This is a genomic window from Streptomyces sp. NPDC001714, from assembly GCF_042892755.1.
Taxonomy (GTDB): domain Bacteria; phylum Actinomycetota; class Actinomycetes; order Streptomycetales; family Streptomycetaceae; genus Streptomyces.
Window position 1 is genome coordinate 32,896 of the sequence record NZ_JBIAUL010000002.1, and the last position, 20,062, is coordinate 52,957.

Sequence of the window (20,062 nt, forward strand, 5' to 3'; positions counted from 1 at the left end):
CTCCCGACCCCACCGCCCGTAAAGGACCACGCCATGAGTGACAACCTTCTCGAACGCGCCGCGCAGGAATTCGCCACCGCAACCGCGAAGCCGCCGCCGCTGTACGAACCGGGCGTCGAGGGCGCCCGCAAGCTCCTGGACGACGTCCAGTCCGGACCTATGCCCGCCGCACAGCGGCCGGTGGCGGACGCGGCGCCGGCCGAGAGCGCCTCCGCCCCCCGCCTGGCGGGACATCCCGTCCTGAGTCCTGGTGGCGACCGTGGACCCTAACATCCCGGCCCAGATACAGATCTTCATGGCCGAGCGCACGAAGGCCACGGTCGACCGTCGAGGCCTCCCACGCGGTCGCCGTCTCCCGCCCGGGCGACGTCGCCCGACTGATCGACGAGGCGGTACTGCCCACCGGCTGAACCGCCTGGGGTATTGAGACGCGGTGCCCACGGCACCGCGCCGTCCTCGCGGGCCCGGCTCCGCCACGGACGCCGGACCGCCTACTTCGGGAGCGCATTCATGAGCACGGATGAGCAGGCCGCTCGCGGGCTGGCCGACCTGGAGGCCTACCTGTACCAGGAGGCCCATCTCAGCGCCGCCCGGCTGCGCGTGGCCGCCTTCCTCGCGCAGTCGGCCGGGCTGAGCCACCGGCAGAAGAGGGACTTCGAGGAGTGGTATCTCTACGAGCAGAAGTACGTCGCCGGGACGGTGACACAGCATATCGCCGACAGCATCGCCCAGGCCCACTCGGCCCGGCACCGCAGCAACCTCCGGTGGATGCTGTGGCTGCTCATCGCCGTGACCGTCCTGACCCTGCTGACCTTCATGGGCACCGTACTCCTCGTGAGCACCCGCTCCTGACTCTCGCCGCCGCCCCGGGGGAGAGCGGGGAGGAACGGCATTTTCGAGCCAGCCGCGGCCACCCGGAACCCCGCAGCGCGAGCGCGCCGTCCTGGGACCGTCCTGCCCGCCCAAGCGCTTCCTCCCCCCAGCTCGGCACGCCGGACCCGCACTGCCAGACCCTGGTCGCTCCCACCCAGCCGCAGCGGCTCGTCATCTAGACCGTCACGCCGGGTCCTGAGAGCGACACGTACGTGCGCCTGCTCAACCTGCTCCCCGGCAAACGGACACAGCAGGCGGTCGTGCCCGGTTGTTATCGAGGAAAGAGCCCGTCGGCTCAGACCCAGGCGACGGCATCCTCGTGCGCGAGGCGCGGCATGCGGTCAAACTCCGGAGGGCCCGCAGGGTGGCCAATGTTTACGACGAGCACGGAGTGCCAGGAACTGCCAGGGAAGAACTCCTTGTCGATCCCCGCCGCGTCGAAGCCGGCCATTGGTCCGGCGGCGAGGCCGCAGGCGCGGACGGCGAGGATGAAGTAGCCCGCCTGGAGGGGGCCGTTGAAGGACGTGATGCCGTCGCGCTGGGCGGGATCGGCAGCGAAGTGCTCCCGCAGCTCGGGCTTGATCGGCAGGATGTGCGGGATGTGCTCGTGGAAGCGGTCGTCCACGGCCAGGACCGCGACGGCAGGGGCGGAGGCCGATTTAGGCCGGTTCCCCTCGTCGAGGTGCGGCAGCAGGCGTTCCTTGCCCTCGGGCGTGCGGACGTACAGGACGCGCAGGGGCTGAAGGTTCGCGGCGGTCGGGGCCCAGCGGGCCAGTTCCCAGATGCCGGTCAGTATCGCGTCGTCGACCGGCGTGTCGGTGAAGGAGTAGACGGTGCGCGCGTCGGTGAAGAGCGCGGCCCGGGCGTCGGCGCCGACCCGGGAAAGAGGGACCGAGGTGGTCACGTCGAACTCTCCTAGCTCGTAAATACGAAGTGACTTCGCCTGTCGATGTCGCTTCGAAAAACAGAGTGGCAAGGGGGAGAGTAGCACCCTCGCTATCCTGGAGACATGACGGAAGCAGCGGACCCCCGGTCGCCCCGCGCGGGCGACGCCCTCACCGGGCAGCACCATCCGGCGTCCTGCGACGGGGCCCTGACGAGGGCGTTCGGCTTTCTCGGTAAGCGGTGGAACGGCGTCATCCTGGCCACGCTGCAGCACGGGCCCCTGGGCTACGCCGATTTGCGGCGCGCGGTGGAGGGCATCAGCGACTCCGTCCTCTCGGAGCGCCTCTCCGAGCTGTCCGGCGCGGGGCTCACCGTGCGCGAGGTCGAGCCCGGACCGCCGGTCATGGTCCGCTACCGGCTCACCCCGGACGGGACGGCCCTCATGCCCATCCTCGGCGAGCTGGCCGGCTGGGCGTCCCGGCACCTGCCCGAAACACCGGCCGCCCCCCAGCGCCGCGCCAGGAACTGAACCGGACGCGCACTCCCCGGCTCAGATGAGCCGCCGCGGCGACCCGGCGTCAGCCGACACGTCCCGCATCAGGTCGGCGACATGGGTAGGCGTCGGCGGAACGGCACCCCGCCGCACCCCGGTGGCCGGGGACCACACCAGAGTGACCGTCAGTGAGATCTTTGCCGACCACGACATCAACGTCCTCATGCGGAAGCAGGTACAGGCCGGGTCGGAAGGCGGGTCATGAGTTGACCCCACGGGCTCGGCCGCGGGGTCCCCACGGGGGTGACCCACGGAAGCCCCGCTGGTCCGGGGAGCGGTCCCCAGGGGGGAGCCCCACGGGGGCCCACGGACTCCACCACGGGCAGCCAGGGGCGCGGGGCGAGGGTCCCAAGGCGAGGGTGGAGGCGCGCCCTGGACGGGCGTTCCTTCCACCACGAGGAGTTCCCCATGCCCGCGACCGGCCAGCAGACCACGACGATCGAACCCGCGCTCGTCCGGACGGCCGGGGAAGACGACATGGACGCCGCCCTTGACGCGTTCCTAGCCGAACGGACACGGCTCATCCGCATCGCCTACCGCATTCTCGGCGACGTCACCGGAGCCGAGGACGTGGTCCAGGAGGTGTGGCTGGGCTGGCAGCTCACCCAGCGCGAGGAGGTCGACAACCCGACCGCGTTCCTGGTGACGGCGACCACCCGCCTGGCCGTCAATGTCGTCCGCTCCGCCCGCCACCGCCACGAGGTCCCGGTCGAGCCTCAGTTGGCCGACCTCGGCGACCGGGCCGCCCCGGACCCCGTACTGAGCTTCGAGCGCAGCGTTGCGGTCGAGGGGGCCCTGGCACTGCTCATGGCGCGACTGACGCCGGACCGGCTGGCCGCCTACGTCCTGCGCAAGGGATTCGGCTACGCCTACGCCGAGCTCGCGTCCCTGCTGCGGATCACCGCCCCGAACGCGCGCGTGGTGGTGCACCGGGCACAGGCCCGGTTGGAGGCCGGCCGGGAGCGCCCGGTCCCCGTCGAGTCGCACCGCCGCCTCGCCGCGGCGTTCCGGACGGCCGCCCAGACCGGCGACCTGGACGGCCTGGTGAAGTTGCTTGCCCCTGCCGCGTGACGAGTCGCCGACAGTGTCACACTGTTCAATGTTTTGCCGTTGAGTGGGGCACACTATATTGAGTATGCACACCAGTGAAGACAGAAGGAACATGTGATGTCCGCAGACCTTTCCGCCTTGACCTTCGCGGGCCACGTGGCCATCGTGACCGGAGCCGGTTCCGGCATCGGCCGGGCCACGGCAGTCGCCTTCGCCGAAGCGGGCGCGCACGTGCTCGGAGTGGGACGGCGCGAGGCGCCGCTGACCGAGACCGCCGCACTTCACGCGCGCATCGGCGTCCTGGCGATCGACGTCTGCGCCGAGGGAGCCCCCGCCGAGGTGATCAGGACCGCCGTACGGCGGTGGGGACGCATTGACCACCTGGTCAACAACGCGGGTGGCACAGCGGTGATGACACTCGCCGACACCGACGAGCAGACTGTCACGAACTTGCTCGCGCTGAACGTCGTCGCGCCGAGTCTCCTCGCTCACGCCGCCCTGCCACACCTGCGCGAGACCTCCGGCACCATCGTCAACCTCTCCAGCACCTACGGGCACCGGCCTATGCCGGGCGGCGCGCACTACGCGGCCACCAAGGCCGCCGTCGAACAGCTGACCCGCAGCTGGGCACTGGAACTAGCGGAGGAGGGAGTCCGCGTCAACGCGGTCGCCCCCGGCCCCACCCGCACCGACGTCATGCTGCACGCCGGACTCACCCCCGAGGCCGCCGACGACATGTACGCCTACGAACGCGAGCGCATCCCCACCCACCGCATCGCGGGCACCGAAGAGATCGCCCACTGGGTCCTGCGGATGGCCGACCCCGCGGGACGGCACGCCACCGGCCAGGTCGTCACCGTGGACGGCGGCCTGGAACTCGTCTGACACCGTCTCGGACAGCGAAACCGATCGGTGGTGCTTCCCGCCCCCCCGTATCACACATCAGGCACCGGACCGGTCAAACCCCTCGACCGACCAGGCGTTGGGGAGGTTGATGCGCGATGAAGGTCGTGGTGTTCGACGACGGAGGACTGATGGGCGTCGGGACCGCCCTGTGGGTCAGGGACCACGGACACGAGGTGGGCATCGTCTCGGCACCCGCGAGGTTCGACGCACTCACCCCGGAAAAGGACGCCGACGCCCTGCACGGCTGTGCGGGGGTGATCGACCTCGTCCATCACCCCCCGCCATCGGCACGTTCCCCACGGAGAACGGCCCGGCCGGCGGCCTCCTGCGCGCCGCGATCGCCGCCGCGGTGCGGCATCACGTGTGCCTAGGTCGATCTGGTGGCGAGCGCTGTCCACCAGCACGACCCACGGCTGCAGATGTTTCGGTCACGGGCCTCGGCTGGTCGAAGGCGTCGGAGATCACGTACTCGAGCGAGCGGATCACCGAGGCGGGGGCCTTGACCGTTGCCCATCAAGCGGACACCACTTCCGAGGTGTCGGACCAGCGGCGCACGGGCTGGACCACTGCCGTGCGCCGCTGTCGTTCCGTTCACCCGGTCACGGCGGACATGGGTCCGGTGCCCGCTAGCGATGGATCAGTCGTGCCAGCGAGAAGTTGTCGATGTTGGCGAGCTTGACGCCGGTCGGGATCGCCTGCTCCCCGCGCACGCGGGGATGATCCCGGCGGCCCGGTTCGCAGCGTGCGCGGTGTCCTCTGCTCCCCGCGTACGCGGGGATGATCCCGACGTGGGGACGGCGCTGGTGTAGCTGTCCAGCTGCTCCCCGCGCACGCGGGGATGATCCCCAGATCTTCGCGTTCTTCGGCCGGAAGGGCTCGGGCAAGAGCTGCTCCCCGCGTACGCGGAGATGATCCCTGGGTCGGGCTGTCCGACTCTTCCGGCAAACGCTGCTCCCCGCACGCGCGGGGGATGTTCTCGATCCGGCCTGGGGTCTGGCCGCCTGATCCTCCTGCTCCCGGACCCGCAGCGATGATCCCAGCCCGGCCGGCAGGTCTATTGCGCAGGTTGCCTGGTGCCACGAGCTGGGACCGTCGCGTGTTGCGTTTGTGGAGACCCGATAACTGGGTCTGCGGTCAGCATGGTTCCCAGGGGGTGGGGATTTTCGCTCGCGCTAGGAGGAGCGGTTCGTAGGTGACTCGCGGTGCGAGGCCGAGACCGCCGAGGTCAGCGTGGCGCGTGAAGCGAGGGTGGAGCCTTCCCGGAGAACCTGACCACCTGTCAGTAAAGTCAGCATTGAGTCAGCATCAGTCCGATCAAAGCTGACTACGGCTGACGAATCCTGCACTTCGAGGGGCGGTGGAACGGGCGGTGTTACGTGGTTTTGCTCGCGCTATCTTGATGAACCGGGCGGGGCGTCTCTCGCCTCGCCCGGTGGCGCGTGTGCAGGGTCGCGAAATCCCAGCTCAGCGCACTCTTCCCCGCGGTTTCAGCGGCACCGGCGGCAGTTCGGGGGCGGGTAGAGGGGCTCCGTCGTAACCTTTCACTTCCCCAAATCGCGACCCGTTCATCCAGTCCTCGCGGGCCTGCTCGATGTCCTCCTGGGTACGCCCGACGAAGTTCCACCACATGATCAGCTCCTCCTCGAACGGCTCGCCGCCCAGGAGCATGATCGCCGCGTCCGACTCCGCGCGCAGGGGGAGTTCGGTGCGGCCGCAGCCCAGGTAGAGCATGGAGCCCGGGAGTACCGGAACGCCGTCGACGTGCACCTCGCCGGACATCGCCAGGACGCCGTACTCGAAGTCGGGCTGCAGCGGCAGGCGGAGGTCGGCGCCCTGGGCCAGGGCCAGGTCCGCGCCGACGATGGGGGTGAACGTGGTGCCCGGGGACGTCGCGCCGTCGAGGGAGCCGAGGATGACCGTGGCGGTCAGGCCGGGGGCCGTGACCGTCGGCAGGTCGGGGTGGTGCTCGAACCTCGGGTCGGTGTGGCGGTGCGAGTCCGGGAGGGCCACCCACAGCTGCGCGCCGTGCAGGTACCGGGCGTGCGACTTGGGGCTCTCCTCCGAGTGGCTGATCGCCCGGCCCGAGGTCATCAGCCCCAGCTCGCGTGGGCGGATCGTCTGGAGGCTGCCGGTCGAGTCGCGGTGCAGCACCTCGCCCTGGTGCAGCCAGCTGACCGTCTGCAGCCCGATGTGCGGGTGCGGCGGAACCTGCATCCCGGGCTCGTCGGCGATGTCGTCGGGGCCGTAGTGGTCGACGAACGCCCAGGCACCGATCATGCGGCGACCGAGGTTCGGCAGCAGCCGGCGCACCTCGGTCGACTCGCCGAGTTGCACGTGGCGGGGGCTCAGCAGCTCGCGGACGGGTTCGGCGACGACGAATCCGCGGCCGCCGCACACGCTCGGAACGGGCGCGCGGTCAAGGTTGCTCATGTCGGACAACTTAGCGGCCGAAGGTCCCCGTTGCCGAGCGGTCGGCCGGTCGTACGGAATCCGTCCCTCACGTTGTCGAAGACCGGCCGGTAGGTTAGGTGTCCCCTGTCGCGTCGGGCGGAGAGGTAGATGGCGTACTCCCGGCCGCCCTCCCTGCCGTAGCCCAGGTCGATGACGCGGAAGACGCGGGCCCGGCCCCGGAAGGTGAACTCCCAGACCGCGGCCGGCTGCCCGCGGGAGGCGGTCCGCTGCATCCGCAGCCTGCGGTAGGCCGGGTAGTCGACCCAGCGGCTCGACGGGGTCGGTGACGACGGCGTACGCGGTCTCCCTCGCGGTCTCGCGCCGGAACGGCGGCCGGCCCTCAACCGCCTGGTACTGCGTGGTCCAACGGACCACAGGTCGGAAGCCGGTCCCGGCGTCAGCCCGCGCAGCCGCTCCGGGGCCATGCAGGGGATCGAGCCGACCATCTGGCCGGTCTGGGTGAGCGTCGACGAGCCGGCGGTCAGCGCGATGCCGAGGGCGGTGAGCACGACCCGGTCGCCCGGACCGAGCAGCACGTTGCCGGGCTTGACGTCCCGGTGCAGGACCCCGGCGGCGTGCGCCGCGCGCCGATCGTGCCGAGGCCGATCCGGGCGGCCTCCTCGTGCGGGAGGGTCCGGCCGCCGTCGAGGAGGTCGGCGAGGGCGGGCGCGGGGACGTACTCCATGACGACGCAGGGGCGGCCGTGGTCGTCCACCACGTCGTGCAGGACGGCCACGTCGGGGTGGACGACCCGGGCGGCGCTGCGTTCGGATCTGCCGGCGGCCCGACCTGGGCTCCCGGGAAGGCGGGGGCGGGCCGGTCTTTTCGGTTGCGAATCGAGTGGAGAGGGCTGTGCGGGGCAACGAATGGAGGTCGTCGCCCCGCACGGGTGTGCTCGGGTTCACTGCGGCGTACGTCAGCGGGCGGTCAGTTTCCACAGGTGGTCGGCGGTGCCGTTGTCGTCCCACTGGAGGACCTGGGCACCGGAGGAGGTGCTCATGTTGGTCACCCCGAGCAGCAGCCCGCTGTTGTAGTTGGCGATCTTGTAGTAGCCGTCGCCGGACGGGATCAGCTGCCAGAGGTGGTCGGCGGTGCCGTTGTCCCCCCAGATCAGGGCGGTGCCGCCGTCACTCGTGCCCGCGTTGGTGATGCCGAGGAGCAGGCCGCTCGCCTGCTGCTGGATCTTGTAGAGGCCGTTGCCGGCGGCCAGCAGCGTCCAGTTCTGGTCGGTGCCCGTGGTGGAGGTGGCCTGGACGACGGCGGTGCCCTGGGCGGTGCCCGCGCCGCTGGTGTCGAGGGCGAGGCCGCTGTTCCTGTTGGTGATCTGGTAGCGGCCGGCCAGTGAGGTGGTCGTGCCGCTCGGGGTGATGGTCAGGTGGTAGCCGTCGGAGGCGTTCATCGTCACCGGTACGGTGATCGAGCCGCCGCTGACCGTGTAGTCGGTGTCCGAGATCGTCACCGGTCCGGAAACGGCGGTCGTCCGGCCCTTGGACGGGGTGTACTCCAGCTTGACGTGCACGGTGCTGCCGAAGGCGGAGAGCGACGACAGGCCGTTGACGGTGACGGCGCACGAACCGGTGCAGCCGCCGGTCACCACGCTGATCTGGTTGCCCGCGCCGTTGCGGGAGGCGAAGCCGTCGATGCCGGTCTGCGCCGGAGGCGTGGTGACGAGCATGTTCCCGGACATGTCGCCGTACCACTTGTAGAGCCAGTACGCGCCGTTGGGTGAGCCGCCGGTGTCGGTGAGGGTGTCACCGAGGGTGCCGTAGTGGTTCCAGAAGGCCAGTTCGGCGTCGTGCACGCCGGCCCGCTCGAACTTGGCGACATAGCTCGCGAGCGGCCCGGGGACGCCGACCTCGCTCGTGGTGCCGTACTCCTCGATGGCGATCGGGCGGGCGCTGATGCCGAGGCTGCTCTCCAGGGCGCGGTAGGCGGCGACATGGGCGGCGATGTTCTGCGAGCCCTGCAACTCGTGCCAGGAGACGATGTCGGGCACCGTGCCGCTCGCCTTGGCGTCGGTGAGGAACGTGGTCATCCAGCTCTGGTTCCACGCCGAGTAACTCGGGCCCTGGATCGGGGTGGTGGAGTCCTTGGCGCGGACCTCCTTGAACGTCGTCGCCCATCCGGAGTCGAAGCTGCCGGCCGACGAGGTGTTCCAGGTCCAGTCGGGTTCGTTCCACAACTCGTAGGCGGCGATGTTCGTGGCGCCGGAGGACTTCACCGACGCGACCTGCTTGTCCACCGCCGACAGCCAGTCGCTCCAACTCACCCATTTGTAGGGGAAGTCGGGGTACCAGTCCGGCATGCGTACGACGACCTTGGCGCCGGCCTTCGCCGCCTCGGGGGCCACGGTCAGGGCGTCACCGCCGGGGCTGGACTCGCCGTTGGGCAACTGGCTGCCGCCGGGTGCCATCTGCACGAAGGTGTTCGGCCTCAGCGGTTCGACCAGGCTGTCGGCCGGCACGCTCGCCGTGTCCAGGCCGTAGAGGCTGCCCGAGGCCACGTGGGTCACCGAGCGCAGGTTCTGGTTGGCACTCACCACGAGGGTGGTGGCGGAGGTGGGGGCCGCGTGGGCGGGGGCGGCGGTGCCGAGGGCGGCCGTGAGTATCACGGCACCGAGGGCGGCTCTGCGGGGTGTGCGGCTCATGGCGTGCGTCTCCTCGAGGAGTCGGGGGGGTGTCAGTCCTTCACCGCGCCCGCGGTCACGCCCGCGGCCACATAGCGCTGGGCGAGGACAAGGAGGACGGCCGCGGGGACCGACGCGACGACGGCGGTGGCCATGATCGCGTTCCACTCCTGGTTGTTGTTGCCGATGTACTTGTAGATGCCGAGCGTGATCGGTTTCCAACTGCCGCCACCGTCGAGGGTGTTGGCGAAGACGAAGTCGGACCAGGCCCACAGGAAGCCGAACAGCGAGACGGTGACGATCGCGTTGCGGCTCAGCGGGAGGACGACCGACCGGAAGGTGCGCCAGGTGCCGGCGCCGTCGATCCGGGCGGCCGAGACGAGTTCGCCGGGGATGCCGGACATGAACGCGGTGAAGATCATGACGCCGAAGGGCACGGCGATGGTGGAGTCCGCGACGATCAGTCCCCACCAGGAGTTGAGCAGGCCGAGGTCCAGGAAGATGCCGTAGAAGCCCATCGCCATGACGATCCCCGGGATCATCTGCGCGATCAGCAGGGCCAGGCCCAGGGCCCCGCCTCCGCGGGGCCGCAGCTTCGCCAGCGCGTAGCCGGCCGGGGCGGCGATCACGAGGGTGAGGGCGACCGTGCCGACCCCGATCAGCAGACTGGTCCCGAGGTACGGGAGTTGGTCGTCGAGGACCGCCCGGTAGCCCCCGAATGTGGGGTGCAGCGGGAGCAGGTCCGGCGGGTCCTTGCGCATGTCCTGCTGCGGGGTGAGGGACACGTTGAGCATCCAGTACACCGGGAACAGCATCAGCGCGGTGAGGCAGAGGCCGATCAGGGTGTAGCCGCGCGACTTCATGCTTCCTGCCTCCTCTGGACGCGGATGTAGAGGAGGCCGAAGGCCAGGGCGATCAGGATCAGGATGTCGCCGACCGCGGCACCGGGACCGAACTTGGGCAGCAGCGTGCCGAAGCCCAGCTGGTACGACCAGGTCGCCAGGGTGGAGGAGGCGTCGCCGGGACCGCCCTTGGTCATGATCCAGATCAGGTCGAACACCTTGAGGGTGTAGACGAGCCCCAGCAGCAGGGTGATCGCCGACACCGGGCGCAGCAGCGGGAAGGTGATCCGGCGGAACTGCTGCCAGGCGCCCGCACCGTCGAGCGCCGCCGCCTCGTACAGCTCGCCCGGGATGTTCTGCAGGCCGCTGTGCAGGATGACCAGGTTGAAGGGGATGCCGATCCAGATGTTGGCGACGATCACCGAGATCAGCGCCCAGTCCGGCGAGGTCAGCCAGCCGACGGCGTCGACGCCGAGGAAGTGCAGGAAGTAGTTCACCACCCCCGACTCACTGTTGAACATCCACGACCACGTGGACGCCGACACGATCAGCGGCAGCAGCCAGGGGATCAGGAACAGTGCCCGCAGCACGGTCGAGAGTCTGAAGTGGCGGTTGAAGAAGACCGCGAGGGCGAGCCCGATGACGTACTGGAAGGCGATCGACACGAAGGTGAAGACCATGGTGTGCCGCATCGCCGGGCCGAACGTCGGATCGTCCAGCACGGTGCGGAAGTTGGCCCAGCCGGAGAACGGCGCGTCGCCCGCCACGAAGGAGCGCACGGTGTAGTCGCGCAGGCTGAGGTCGAGGTTGCGGTAGAGCGGATAGACGTAGAAGGCGGCGAGGTAGGCGAGCAAGGGGGCCACGAAGGCGAGGGCGGTCAGCCGCCGCCTGCGGCGCAGGGAGCGGGCGCCGGTGTCGCTCGCCCGCGCCGCGGCGGCCGGTGCGCGCCGCGGTCGGTCGATCCGGGCGACGGTCATGCCGGTGCTAGCCCTTCTGCGCGCTGGACTGGGCGGCCGCCAGGGCGTCCTGGGGGCTCTTGCTGCCGGAGAGCGCCGCCTGGACGGCCGTCCACAGGGGCTGCGAGATGGTCGGGTACTTGGTACCGAGTCCGCCGCTGGTCCGCCCCCGGGCCGCCGCGACCGCCGCCACCCATGGCTTCAACTCGGCGTTCTTCTTGACCTGTTCGGTCTGCACGGCGGAGGTCGGCGCCACGTACATGAGCGTGGTGTCGGTGGCCAGCAGGCTGGAGTCGCTGGTCAGGCAGTTGACGATCTTCTTGCTGACGTCGTAGCGCGAGGTGTCCTTCTGCACGGGCACGGTGACGAACTCGCCGCCCGTCGGCACCGGCGCCGAACCGCCGTTCTGCGCGGGGATGTTGATGACACCGTACGAGAACCCGGCCTTGTCGGCGTTGCCCAGCTGCCAGGTGCCGTTCTCGCTGAACGCGTAGTCGCCGGTGGCGAACTCCTGCCAGCTGGTGGTCTGGGTGTTCTGCAGCACGTCCTTCGGTGCGTACCCCGCGTCCACCCACTGCTTCCACAGCGAGAGCGCGGCGACTCCCTTGGCGGAGTCGAGCTCGGTGAGGTCGCCGCCCGCGCCCCAGAACCACGGCAGGAACTGGAAGCTGCCCTCCTCGGTGTTGATCGCCGAGAAGGTGATCCCCTTCTTCCCGGCCGCCTCGACCTTCTTCAGCGCGGCCGTGAGCGACGCCCAGTCCTTGACGGAGGCCGGGTCGACGCCGGCCGCGGAGAGGACCTTCTTGTTGTAGTAGAGCGCGAGGGTGTTGGCGCCGATCGGGACGCCGTAGGACGCGCCGTCGATCGTGCCGGCGCCGATGATGTTCTTCTGGATCGAGGAGGTGTCGAGCCCGAGGTCGCTCGTCTTGTTGAGGATCCCCGCCTCCACCAGCGTGGAGACGACCGGGTTGTCGACCAGCATCACGTCCGGCGCGTTGCCCTGCTGCGCGGCCAGCAGCGCCTTGTTGCCCAGGTCGGTGGTGTCGTACGCGGTCCGCTTGAGTTTCACCCCGGCCGCGGTCCCGCACGCGGTGACCCGCTTGCCCCAGTCGGAGGAGGCGTCGAACTGCGGGTACGGGTCCCAGAAGGTGTACGTCCCGCCGGCCGAGGACGACGATCCCGAGGAGCCGGAACCGCCACCGCAGGCGGTGAGAGGGAGAAGGGCGGCGGCCGTGGCGACGGCCATGAGAGTACGGCGGGTGGGTATCACGGGGTGACCTCGTTGTCGTAGGACGGGGGTGTCTCAGGAGGTGGGGAGCCAGACGCGCATGCTGCCGTCCTCGCGGTTGGCCCAGACGTGGTACGGGATCGCGGTCAACTCGACCGGCTCGCCCTCGGGTTCGGCAGGAACGCCGCGGGCGGGGGAGTACGGCCACCAGCCCCGGTCGGGGAGGCGGCGGCGCCGGCCCGCGGCCACCACGGTGGTGACACCGCCGAGCAGGTCCGGGCGGTGCTTCACGGCGAGCGGCCGGGAGGTGTCCAGGACGATGTCGTCAAGCCCCCCGCCCGGGTGGTCGACCTGCTCCAGGCAGTGCACGAGCGGCCCGCGTTCGATCGCCACGCAGCCGCGTACCGCGTCCACGCGTGGGTCGGCGGCGGTGAGCCGGGGCTCCATCGTGAGTTCCAGCAGCACCCGGTCGCCCGGTGCCCAGGTACGCGACAGCCGCAGCCAGCCGTCGTCCGCCTGGGAGTCGTACGTCTCCTCGCCGCACCGCACCCGGAACTCCCGGCACCATGCGGGGATGCGCAGCGACAGCGTCCAGGGGCCGTCGGACGGGCTCTCCTCGACGGTGAACGCGATCGTGCCGTGCCAGGGATAGTCCGTCTCGGCGCGCACCCGGACCCGGTCGGTCGCGTACCTCCCGGTGACGAACTGGTGGATCTGCAGGCCCTGTTCGTCGGCCGATGCCAGGTAGTGCTCCAGGCTCGCCAGCAGTCGCATCACGTTGGGCGGGCAGCAGGCGCAGCGGAACCAGCGGGTGCGGCGGGCCGACTGGTCGCCGCCGGTGTCGGTGTGGCCGTCGCGGACCTGGAGCGGGTTGACGTACAGCCATCGCTCGCCGTCCAGCGAGACCCCGGCCAGGAAGCCGTTGTAGAGGGTGCGCTCGATCAGGTCGGAGTAGCGGGCCTCGCCGGTGAGCAGGGCCATGCGCCAGCTCCACTGGACGGAGGCGATCGCGGCGCAGGTCTCGCAGTAGGCGCGCTCGTTGGGGAGTTCGAAGGGGTCGCCGAAGTCCTCCCGGTCGTGGTGCGCGCCGAGCCCGCCGGTGAGGTGGGTCTTGGTGGTCGTCATGGCGTGCCACAACCGTTCGCCCGCTGCCCGGAGTTCGGCGTCCCCGGTCTCCGCAGCCAGGTCCGCGGCCGCCGCCAGCAGGTACAACTGCCGTACGGCGTGGCCCTCGACGTTCGTCGCCGCGCGCAGCGGGACCCGGTCCTGGCAGTAGGCCTCGCCGCCGAGCAGGCCGTGGCCGTGCCGGTCGACGAAGTAGCCCGCCAGGTCGAGGTAGCGGCGCTCGCCGGTCTCCCGGTACAGCTCCACCAGGGCCGTCTCGACCTCCGGGTGGCCGTCGATGCCGTCGAGAGGCCTGCCGCTGCCGGGGAGACCGAAGACCGAGTCGATGTGGTCGGCGAACTTTCTTGCCACATCGAGGAGTTCGGGGCGCCCGGTGGAGCGGTGGTGGGCCACGGCGGCCTGGATCAGATGCCCGGCGCAGTACAACTCGTGGCCCCAGCGCAGGTCCTGGTACCGCTCACCGCCTTTGACCAGCTGGAACCAGGTGTTGAGATAGCCGTCGGGCTGCTGGGCCGCCGCCACCAGGGCGATGATCCGCGCCACGTCCGCGGCCAGTGCTTCGTCGCTTTCTTCGCCGGTGTCTCGGGCGAGGTGCCAGGAGGCCGCCTCCAGCCACTTGTAGACGTCCGTGTCGACGAAGGGATACGCGCCCTGGAACCCGCCCTCGGCGGTGCCCGCCGCCAGGCGCAGGTTGTGCAGGTTTCCGGCGGACTCCAGCAGATCCGGGCCCTGGGGGAGGGAGACGCCGGCGTTGGTCGCGCGCCGGTCGTGCCAGAAGCCGCCGTCGACGGTGACGGCCGCCGGGCGCAGCGCGGTGCGGGCATCGGGGGTGAGACGGACCGGGCCGGCGGGGGAGGGCAGGGCGGAACGGGTGCGGGGCATGGCTCTCCGGGGTGGGGAGGGGCGGGGTGCCTGGACACGTTGTCGAAATGTCGAACGCCGTTTGGAAAGTCGCGCACGGGGCGGCGGGGAAGGCGGCGAGGAACCGGTGTGCGCAACCGTTTTCTCGCCGAGAAGTACAGGGCAGCCGGAGGGAGGGGTCAAGACGCCTGGCGCAGTTTTTTCAAGTTGTCCGGCAGGGCTGGCACTTCAGGTGGGCGGCTGCGACGATGTGGGGCGGCTCTGCCGTCGGGAGGCCGACGGCGGCGCCGAGGATCCGTCTAGGAAAAGGTTTGCCCGTGACCTCTGTTCCAGGCTCTCCGCCCACCGGCCGGGCCAGGCTCGCCGATGTCGCCGCGCTCGCCGGTGTCAGCGTCGGGACCGCGTCCAAGGCGTTGAACGGCGCCGGCCGGATGCGCCCCGAGATCCGGCAGCGGGTTCTGGACGCGGTGGCGGCGCTCGGGTTCCGGCCCAACCAGCACGCGCAGAGCCTGCACAGCGGCCGCAGCTGGACGGTCGGCCTGATGACGACGGACGGCATCGGGCGCTTCAGCACCCCGGTGCTGCTGGGCGCCGAGGACGCGCTGGGTGCCGGGAAGATCTCCGTCCTGCTCTGCGACACCCGCGGCGACGCCATCCGTGAGCAGCACCATCTGCGCACCCTCACCGACCGCCGGGTCGACGGCATCATCGTCGCCGGCCGCCGTACCGATCCCCGCCCGCCCCTGACCGGCATCGACCCGGCGATCCCGGTCGTCTACGCCCTCTCCCCGTCGACCGACCCGGCCGACACCTCCGTCGTCACCGACGACCGCGGCGGGGCCCGGCTCGCCGTGGAGCACCTGCTCGCCACAGGTCGTACCCGCATCGCCCATGTCACCGGGCCCGAGCACCACCAGGCCGCCCGCGACCGGGCCCGGCACGCCGTCGAGCACCTGGCCGAGGCAGGCCTCGAACTCGCCGCCGGGCGTGTGCACTTCGGGGAGTGGAGCGAGGCCTGGGGGCGGCGCGCCGCCGACGCGGTGCTGCGGACGGCCCCCGACACGGACGCCGTCTTCTGCGGGAACGACCAGATCGCCCGGGGGGTCGCGGACACGCTCCGTGAGCGGGGCAAGGACGTGCCGGGAGACATCGCCGTGGTCGGCTACGACAACTGGGACACCATGGCCCTCGCCTGCCGTCCGCCGCTCACCACGGTCGACATGAACCTGGCCGAGATCGGGCGGATCGCCGCGCTGCGGCTGCTCCAGGCCATCGACGCGGAGCCGCAGCCCGGGGTGCACACGGTGCCGTGCCGGCTGGTGGTGCGCGAGTCGAGCTGACGCCGGACGTGCGGCGAATCTTCACCGTCCGCACGCGAATCGTGGTTGCTTAAGTCAATCAATTGACTTACATTCGGGAGGGTCGTGCAGACCCCAGCGGCCCTACGGAGGCCCGACCATGTCCCATGCACAGCCCCGGCCGGAAGTCGCCGGGGACTCCGCCGCGCCGCGGACCGACGTCGTCGTCGCGGTGCTGGCCTTCGGCGGGATCGTGGTCTCGCTGATGCAGACCCTGGTGATCCCCATCGTGCCCGAACTGCCGAAGCTGCTCAACGCCTCGGCGTCCAACGCGGCCTGGGCCGTCACCGCCACCCTCCTCGCGGCCGCCGTCGCCACCCCCGTGATGGGGCGGCTCGGCGACATGTACGGCAAGCGGCTGATGCTGCTGACCAGCGTGGTCATGCTGGTCGCCGGCTCGGTCACCGCCGCGCTGAGCGACACCCTGGTGCCGATGATCGTCGGGCGGGCCCTGCAGGGGCTGGCCTCCGGCGTGATCCCGCTCGGCATCAGCATCATGCGCGACGAACTCCCCGCCGAACGGCTCGGCTCCGCCACGGCGTTGATGAGCGCCTCCCTCGGCGTCGGCGGCGCCCTCGGCCTGCCGGCCGCCGCGCTGATCGCCGACCACTTCGACTGGCACATGCTGTTCTGGACCTCGGCCGCGCTCGGCGTCGTCGCCGCGCTGCTCGTGCTGGTCCTCGTGCCGGAGTCGAAGGTGCGCACCGGCGGCCGCTTCGACCTGCTCGGCGCTCTCGGCATGGCGGCGGGCCTGGTCTGTCTGCTGCTCGGCATCTCCAAGGGTGCCGACTGGGGCTGGTCCAGCGGCACCACGCTCGGCCTGTTCGGCGCCGCCGTGGTGATCCTGCTCGCCTGGGGGTTCTACGAACTCCGCACCCGGGAACCGCTGGTCGACCTGCGCACCACGGCCCGCCGGCAGGTCCTCGTCACGAACCTCGCCTCGATCGCCTTCGGGTTCTCGATGTTCGCGATGTCCCTGGTGCTTCCGCAGCTCCTGCAGTTGCCTGAGGCGACCGGCTACGGCCTGGGCAAGTCGCTGCTCGACGCCGGCCTGGTGATGGCCCCGACCGGCCTGGTGATGATGGCGATGGCGCCCCTGTCCGCCCTCATCTCCAAGAACTTCGGCCCGAAGACCACCCTGATGTGCGGAGCGGTCATCGTGGCCGCCGGATACGGGCTCAACATCGTGCTGATGGACGCCGTCTGGCAGCTCGTGCTGGTCTCCTGCATCATCGGGGCCGGCATCGGCTTCGCCTACGGCGCGATGCCCGCGCTCATCATGGGCGCCGTCGACCCGCACGAGACGGCCGCCGCGAACAGTCTCAACACCCTGATGCGGTCCATCGGCACGTCGACCGCGAGCGCCGTCGCCGGGGTGATCCTGGCCCAGATGACCACCGTCCTCGGCACGTCGACCGTTCCCTCCGAGAACGGCTTCAAGGTGGTCATGGCGGCGGGCTCGGGCGCGGCGGTCCTCGCGCTGCTCGTGGCCGCGTTCATCCCGCGCCGGAAGCCGGCCTCGGAGGCGGGCGGGGCGCCGCCGGCCGTGGCGGAGCCGGTGCCCGCGGTGCCGGCGAACGCGGAAGAGGCCCCGGAGGGCGCGGAAGGGGCTCCGGCGTACGTCCCCGTCGTCGGCGACGGCATCCAGGTGCACGGCCGGGTGCGCGGCGCCGACGGAACCGGGGTCGGCCGGGCCGCCGTCACCCTGATCTCCCCCGGCGGCCGCCAGCTCGGCCGCGTGGTCGCGGACGCCGACGGCGGCTACGCGGTGGCGGCACCGGGCGAGGGGACGTATGTCCTGATCGCCTCCGCCGACGGCTGCCGGCCACAGGCCACCACCCTCGTCGTGAGCTCCGCGGCGGTCGCCTACGACGTGCTGCTCAGCGGCGCCGGCGGCGTGGCCGGGGTGGTGCGGGCCGCGGACAGCGGGGCGCCGGTCGCCGGGGCGACGGTGATCGTCACGGATGTGCGCGGGGACGTGCTCGCCACCCAGCAGACCGACGGACTCGGCGAGTTCACGGTCGGCGACCTGGCGCCGGGCACCGTGACCCTCGCGGTCAGCTCGCCCAAGCACCGGCCGCTCGCCCTCCCCGTCGAGGTGGCCGGGACCGGGACCACCCGGGTCGACGTGGAGCTGCGGCCCGGCGCCCATGTGCGGGGCACCGTCCGCGGAGCGGGGGGCCCGCTGGGCGACGCCCGGGTCACGCTGGTGGACGCCGCAGGCAACGTCGTCGGCACGACCACCACCGGCGACGACGGCGCGTACGCCTTCTCCGACCTGGACAGCGGCCAGTACACGGTCGTCGCCACCGGCTACCCGCCGCACGCCGCCGGAGTGGCCGTCTCCGGCGCCGACATCCACGACCACGACATCGAACTCGCCCATCCCGGGGCGTAGTTCGCAGGAGCTGCCCAGCGGGTCCGGCGAAGTGCGCTGCGGTTCGGCACGCCCCGAAGGGGCACCGGGGGTACCTCCGGCCGAAGGCTGGGGGCGGAACCGCGCGACCAGCCACGACGGCGCCGCAGTCGGCTGACGACTCGTCGCGGCACTTGCAGCGGAGCACTCAGCCGTGCTCGGGTCGCCGGGCCGCCCACAGGCCGCGGACGTGGCCGAGGTGGCGGGTCATGACCTCGCGCACGGCCTGCTCGTCGCGGGCCAGCAGGGCGTCGAGGAGCTCCAGGTGCTCCTCGGCGGAGGCCTTCAGACGCCCCGCCTCCACCAGCGCCGTCAGCCCGTACAGCCGCGAACGGCGGCGCAGGTCCCGTACCACCTCGACGAGATGGTCGTTGCCCGCCAGCGCCAGCAATCCCAGATGGAAGGCCAGGTCGGCCTCGACGTAGGCGATCAGGTCGCCCTTCACGGCCGAGGTGACGATCTCCAGGGCGACCGGCCGCAGCGCCTCGAGGTCACCGGGGTCGGCGGTGGCCGCGAGGGCGACGGTCGTCGGGATCTCGATCAGGGACCGTACGTGCGTGTACTCGTCGAGCTGCTGCTCGGAGAGGGCGGTGACCCGGAACCCCTTGTTCGGGACGATCTCGACCATGCCCTCCTTCACCAGCTCCAGCATGGCCTCGCGCACCGGGGTCGCGGAGACGCCCAGGCGGGGAGCGAGCCCCGGCGCCGAGTACACCTCGCCGGGGCGCAGCTCACCGGCGATCAGCGCGGCACGCAGGACGTCCACGACCCGCTCCCGGAAGTTCGGCCTCCGGCCGCCGAGCGACGGAATGGCGGGCTCGACGGCGCTGGGCCTGCTGATGGGCCGGTCGGCCATGGAGGAACTCCTGAAGGGTCGTCGCTGGAGGATCGTCAGGGGAATCAGAGTACGAACCCGGCCGGGAACGGGTCCGTCGGGTCCAGCAGATACTGGGCGGTGCCGGTGATCCAGGCCCGGCCGGTGAAGCTGGGCAGGACCGCGGGGCGCCCGGCGACCTCGGTGGTGCCGAGCAGCCGGCCGGTGAACCGGGTGCCGATGAAGGACTCGTTCACGAACTCGGTGTCCAGCGGGAGTTCGCCGCGGGCGTGCAGCTGGGCCATCCGCGCACTGGTGCCGGTGCCGCATGGGGAGCGGTCGAACCAGCCGGGGTGGATGGCCATCGCGTGCCGGGAGTGCCGGGCCGTGGCCCCGGGAGCGACCAGGTGGACGTGGTGACAGCCGCGGATGGACGGGTCCTCGGGGTGGACGGGCTCCGCCTCGGCGTTGATCGCCGCCATGAGGGAGAGGCCGGCCCGGAGGATGTCGTCCTTCCGGGTCCGGTCGAAGGGGAGGTCGAACTCGTCGAGGGGGAGGATGGCGTAGAAGTTGCCGCCGTAGGCCATGTCATAGGTCACCGACCGGCCGTCGGCGAGCACGATCTTCCGGTTCAGCGCGACCGAGAAGGACGGCACGTTCCGCAGCGTGACGTTCTTCGCCGCGCCGTCCTCCACCGCCACCTCGGCGACGACCAGACCGGCCGGGGTGTCCAGCCGGATGGTGGTGACCGGCTCCACGACCTCCACCATCCCGGTCTCCACGAGCACCGTCGCCACGCCGATCGTGCCGTGCCCGCACATCGGCAGATAGCCCGAGACCTCGATGTACACCACACCCCAGTCGCAGTCGGGCCGGGTCGGCGGCTGCAGGACCGCCCCGCTCATCGCGGAGTGCCCGCGCGGCTCGTTCATCAGCAACTGCTTGATGTCGTCGCGGTGTTCACGGAAGTACAGCCGCCGCTCGTTCATGGTCGCGCCGGGGATGGTGCCGATCCCGCCGGTGATCACGCGGGTGGGCATGCCCTCGGTGTGCGAGTCGACGGCGTGCAGGACGAGTTTGCTGCGCATGACGCTCCGCTCTGGGAGGGTGGGCGGGTT

The 20,062-nt window shown here is 71.0% G+C and carries 18 protein-coding genes; 7 read left to right on the forward strand and 11 right to left on the reverse strand.

The genetic code is table 11. The features are described 5' to 3' along the window. The first annotated feature begins 33 nt into the window (after positions 1-33). Positions 34-270: a hypothetical protein gene (locus ACFY0P_RS04700; RefSeq protein ID WP_388907388.1), complete on the forward strand. Its 237-nt coding sequence runs from the start codon at positions 34-36 to the stop codon at positions 268-270. A 240-nt stretch (positions 271-510) separates the two neighbouring features. Further along, a complete protein-coding gene (locus ACFY0P_RS04705; protein WP_388907390.1) occupies positions 511-852 on the forward strand; it encodes a hypothetical protein in 342 nt (113 codons plus the stop codon). Between the two features lie 316 nt (positions 853-1,168). Here the strand turns inward: ACFY0P_RS04705 and ACFY0P_RS04710 are convergent, their stop codons facing one another. After that, on the reverse strand, positions 1,169-1,777 hold the full coding sequence (locus ACFY0P_RS04710) for a malonic semialdehyde reductase (protein WP_388907392.1): 609 nt from the start codon (positions 1,775-1,777) through the stop codon (positions 1,169-1,171). A 105-nt stretch (positions 1,778-1,882) separates the two neighbouring features. Here ACFY0P_RS04710 and ACFY0P_RS04715 point away from each other — a divergent pair, with 105 nt between their 5' ends. The 3 genes from ACFY0P_RS04715 to ACFY0P_RS04725 all read left to right on the forward strand — a co-directional run bounded on the left by ACFY0P_RS04715 (position 1,883) and on the right by ACFY0P_RS04725 (position 4,246). Beyond that, positions 1,883-2,287, forward strand: coding sequence for a winged helix-turn-helix transcriptional regulator (locus ACFY0P_RS04715; protein ID WP_388907394.1), 405 nt, complete (start codon positions 1,883-1,885; stop codon positions 2,285-2,287). A gap of 432 nt (positions 2,288-2,719) precedes the next feature. Continuing rightward, positions 2,720-3,382, forward strand: a complete 663-nt coding sequence (locus tag ACFY0P_RS04720) for a sigma factor (RefSeq protein WP_388907396.1) — start codon at positions 2,720-2,722, stop codon at positions 3,380-3,382. Between the two features lie 96 nt (positions 3,383-3,478). Beyond that, complete coding sequence (locus ACFY0P_RS04725) at positions 3,479-4,246, forward strand: SDR family NAD(P)-dependent oxidoreductase (RefSeq protein ID WP_388907398.1); 768 nt, start codon at positions 3,479-3,481, stop codon at positions 4,244-4,246. Between the two features lie 1,485 nt (positions 4,247-5,731). Here the strand turns inward: ACFY0P_RS04725 and ACFY0P_RS04730 are convergent. The 8 genes from ACFY0P_RS04730 to ACFY0P_RS04765 all read right to left on the reverse strand — a co-directional run bounded on the left by ACFY0P_RS04730 (position 5,732) and on the right by ACFY0P_RS04765 (position 14,377). After that, the gene (locus ACFY0P_RS04730; protein WP_388907400.1) at positions 5,732-6,697 is read right to left on the reverse strand and encodes a pirin family protein; all 966 of its coding nucleotides are present in this window, start codon (positions 6,695-6,697) and stop codon (positions 5,732-5,734) included. After that, on the reverse strand, positions 6,694-7,254 hold the full coding sequence (locus ACFY0P_RS04735; protein WP_388907402.1) for a hypothetical protein: 561 nt from the start codon (positions 7,252-7,254) through the stop codon (positions 6,694-6,696). The genes ACFY0P_RS04730 and ACFY0P_RS04735 overlap by 4 nt, the downstream gene beginning before the upstream one ends. Further along, positions 7,200-7,454, reverse strand: a complete 255-nt coding sequence (locus tag ACFY0P_RS04740) for a hypothetical protein (RefSeq protein ID WP_388907404.1) — start codon at positions 7,452-7,454, stop codon at positions 7,200-7,202. Before ACFY0P_RS04740 ends, ACFY0P_RS04735 begins: the two co-directional genes overlap by 55 nt. 180 nt (positions 7,455-7,634) lie before the next feature. Continuing rightward, positions 7,635-9,365 carry an RICIN domain-containing protein gene (locus tag ACFY0P_RS04745; protein ID WP_388907406.1) on the reverse strand — a complete coding sequence of 577 codons (1,731 nt, stop codon included), beginning with the start codon at positions 9,363-9,365 and terminating at the stop codon, positions 7,635-7,637. Positions 9,366-9,397: 32 nt separating this feature from the next. Beyond that, the gene (locus ACFY0P_RS04750) at positions 9,398-10,207 is read right to left on the reverse strand and encodes a carbohydrate ABC transporter permease (RefSeq protein ID WP_388907408.1); all 810 of its coding nucleotides are present in this window, start codon (positions 10,205-10,207) and stop codon (positions 9,398-9,400) included. Beyond that, positions 10,204-11,163, reverse strand: coding sequence for a carbohydrate ABC transporter permease (locus ACFY0P_RS04755; RefSeq protein WP_388907410.1), 960 nt, complete (start codon positions 11,161-11,163; stop codon positions 10,204-10,206). Before ACFY0P_RS04755 ends, ACFY0P_RS04750 begins: the two co-directional genes overlap by 4 nt. Positions 11,164-11,170: 7 nt before the next feature. Next, positions 11,171-12,388, reverse strand: a complete 1,218-nt coding sequence (locus ACFY0P_RS04760) for an extracellular solute-binding protein (RefSeq protein ID WP_388907412.1) — start codon at positions 12,386-12,388, stop codon at positions 11,171-11,173. Positions 12,389-12,445: 57 nt separating this feature from the next. Next, positions 12,446-14,377: a glycoside hydrolase family 127 protein gene (locus ACFY0P_RS04765; protein ID WP_388907414.1), complete on the reverse strand. Its 1,932-nt coding sequence runs from the start codon at positions 14,375-14,377 to the stop codon at positions 12,446-12,448. Between the two features lie 296 nt (positions 14,378-14,673). Here ACFY0P_RS04765 and ACFY0P_RS04770 point away from each other — a divergent pair, with 296 nt between their 5' ends. Then, positions 14,674-15,696 (forward strand): LacI family DNA-binding transcriptional regulator, encoded by a 1,023-nt coding sequence (locus tag ACFY0P_RS04770; RefSeq protein ID WP_388907416.1) that lies wholly within the window; start codon positions 14,674-14,676, stop codon positions 15,694-15,696. 118 nt (positions 15,697-15,814) lie between these two features. Then, the gene (locus tag ACFY0P_RS04775) at positions 15,815-18,112 is read left to right on the forward strand and encodes an MFS transporter (protein WP_388907418.1); all 2,298 of its coding nucleotides are present in this window, start codon (positions 15,815-15,817) and stop codon (positions 18,110-18,112) included. 166 nt (positions 18,113-18,278) lie between these two features. Here the strand turns inward: ACFY0P_RS04775 and ACFY0P_RS04780 are convergent, their stop codons facing one another. Beyond that, positions 18,279-18,986, reverse strand: a complete 708-nt coding sequence (locus ACFY0P_RS04780; protein WP_388907420.1) for a GntR family transcriptional regulator — start codon at positions 18,984-18,986, stop codon at positions 18,279-18,281. A 44-nt stretch (positions 18,987-19,030) separates the two neighbouring features. Continuing rightward, positions 19,031-20,032 carry a proline racemase family protein gene (locus ACFY0P_RS04785; RefSeq protein ID WP_388907422.1) on the reverse strand — a complete coding sequence of 334 codons (1,002 nt, stop codon included), beginning with the start codon at positions 20,030-20,032 and terminating at the stop codon, positions 19,031-19,033. Positions 20,033-20,062: the final 30 nt, after the last annotated feature.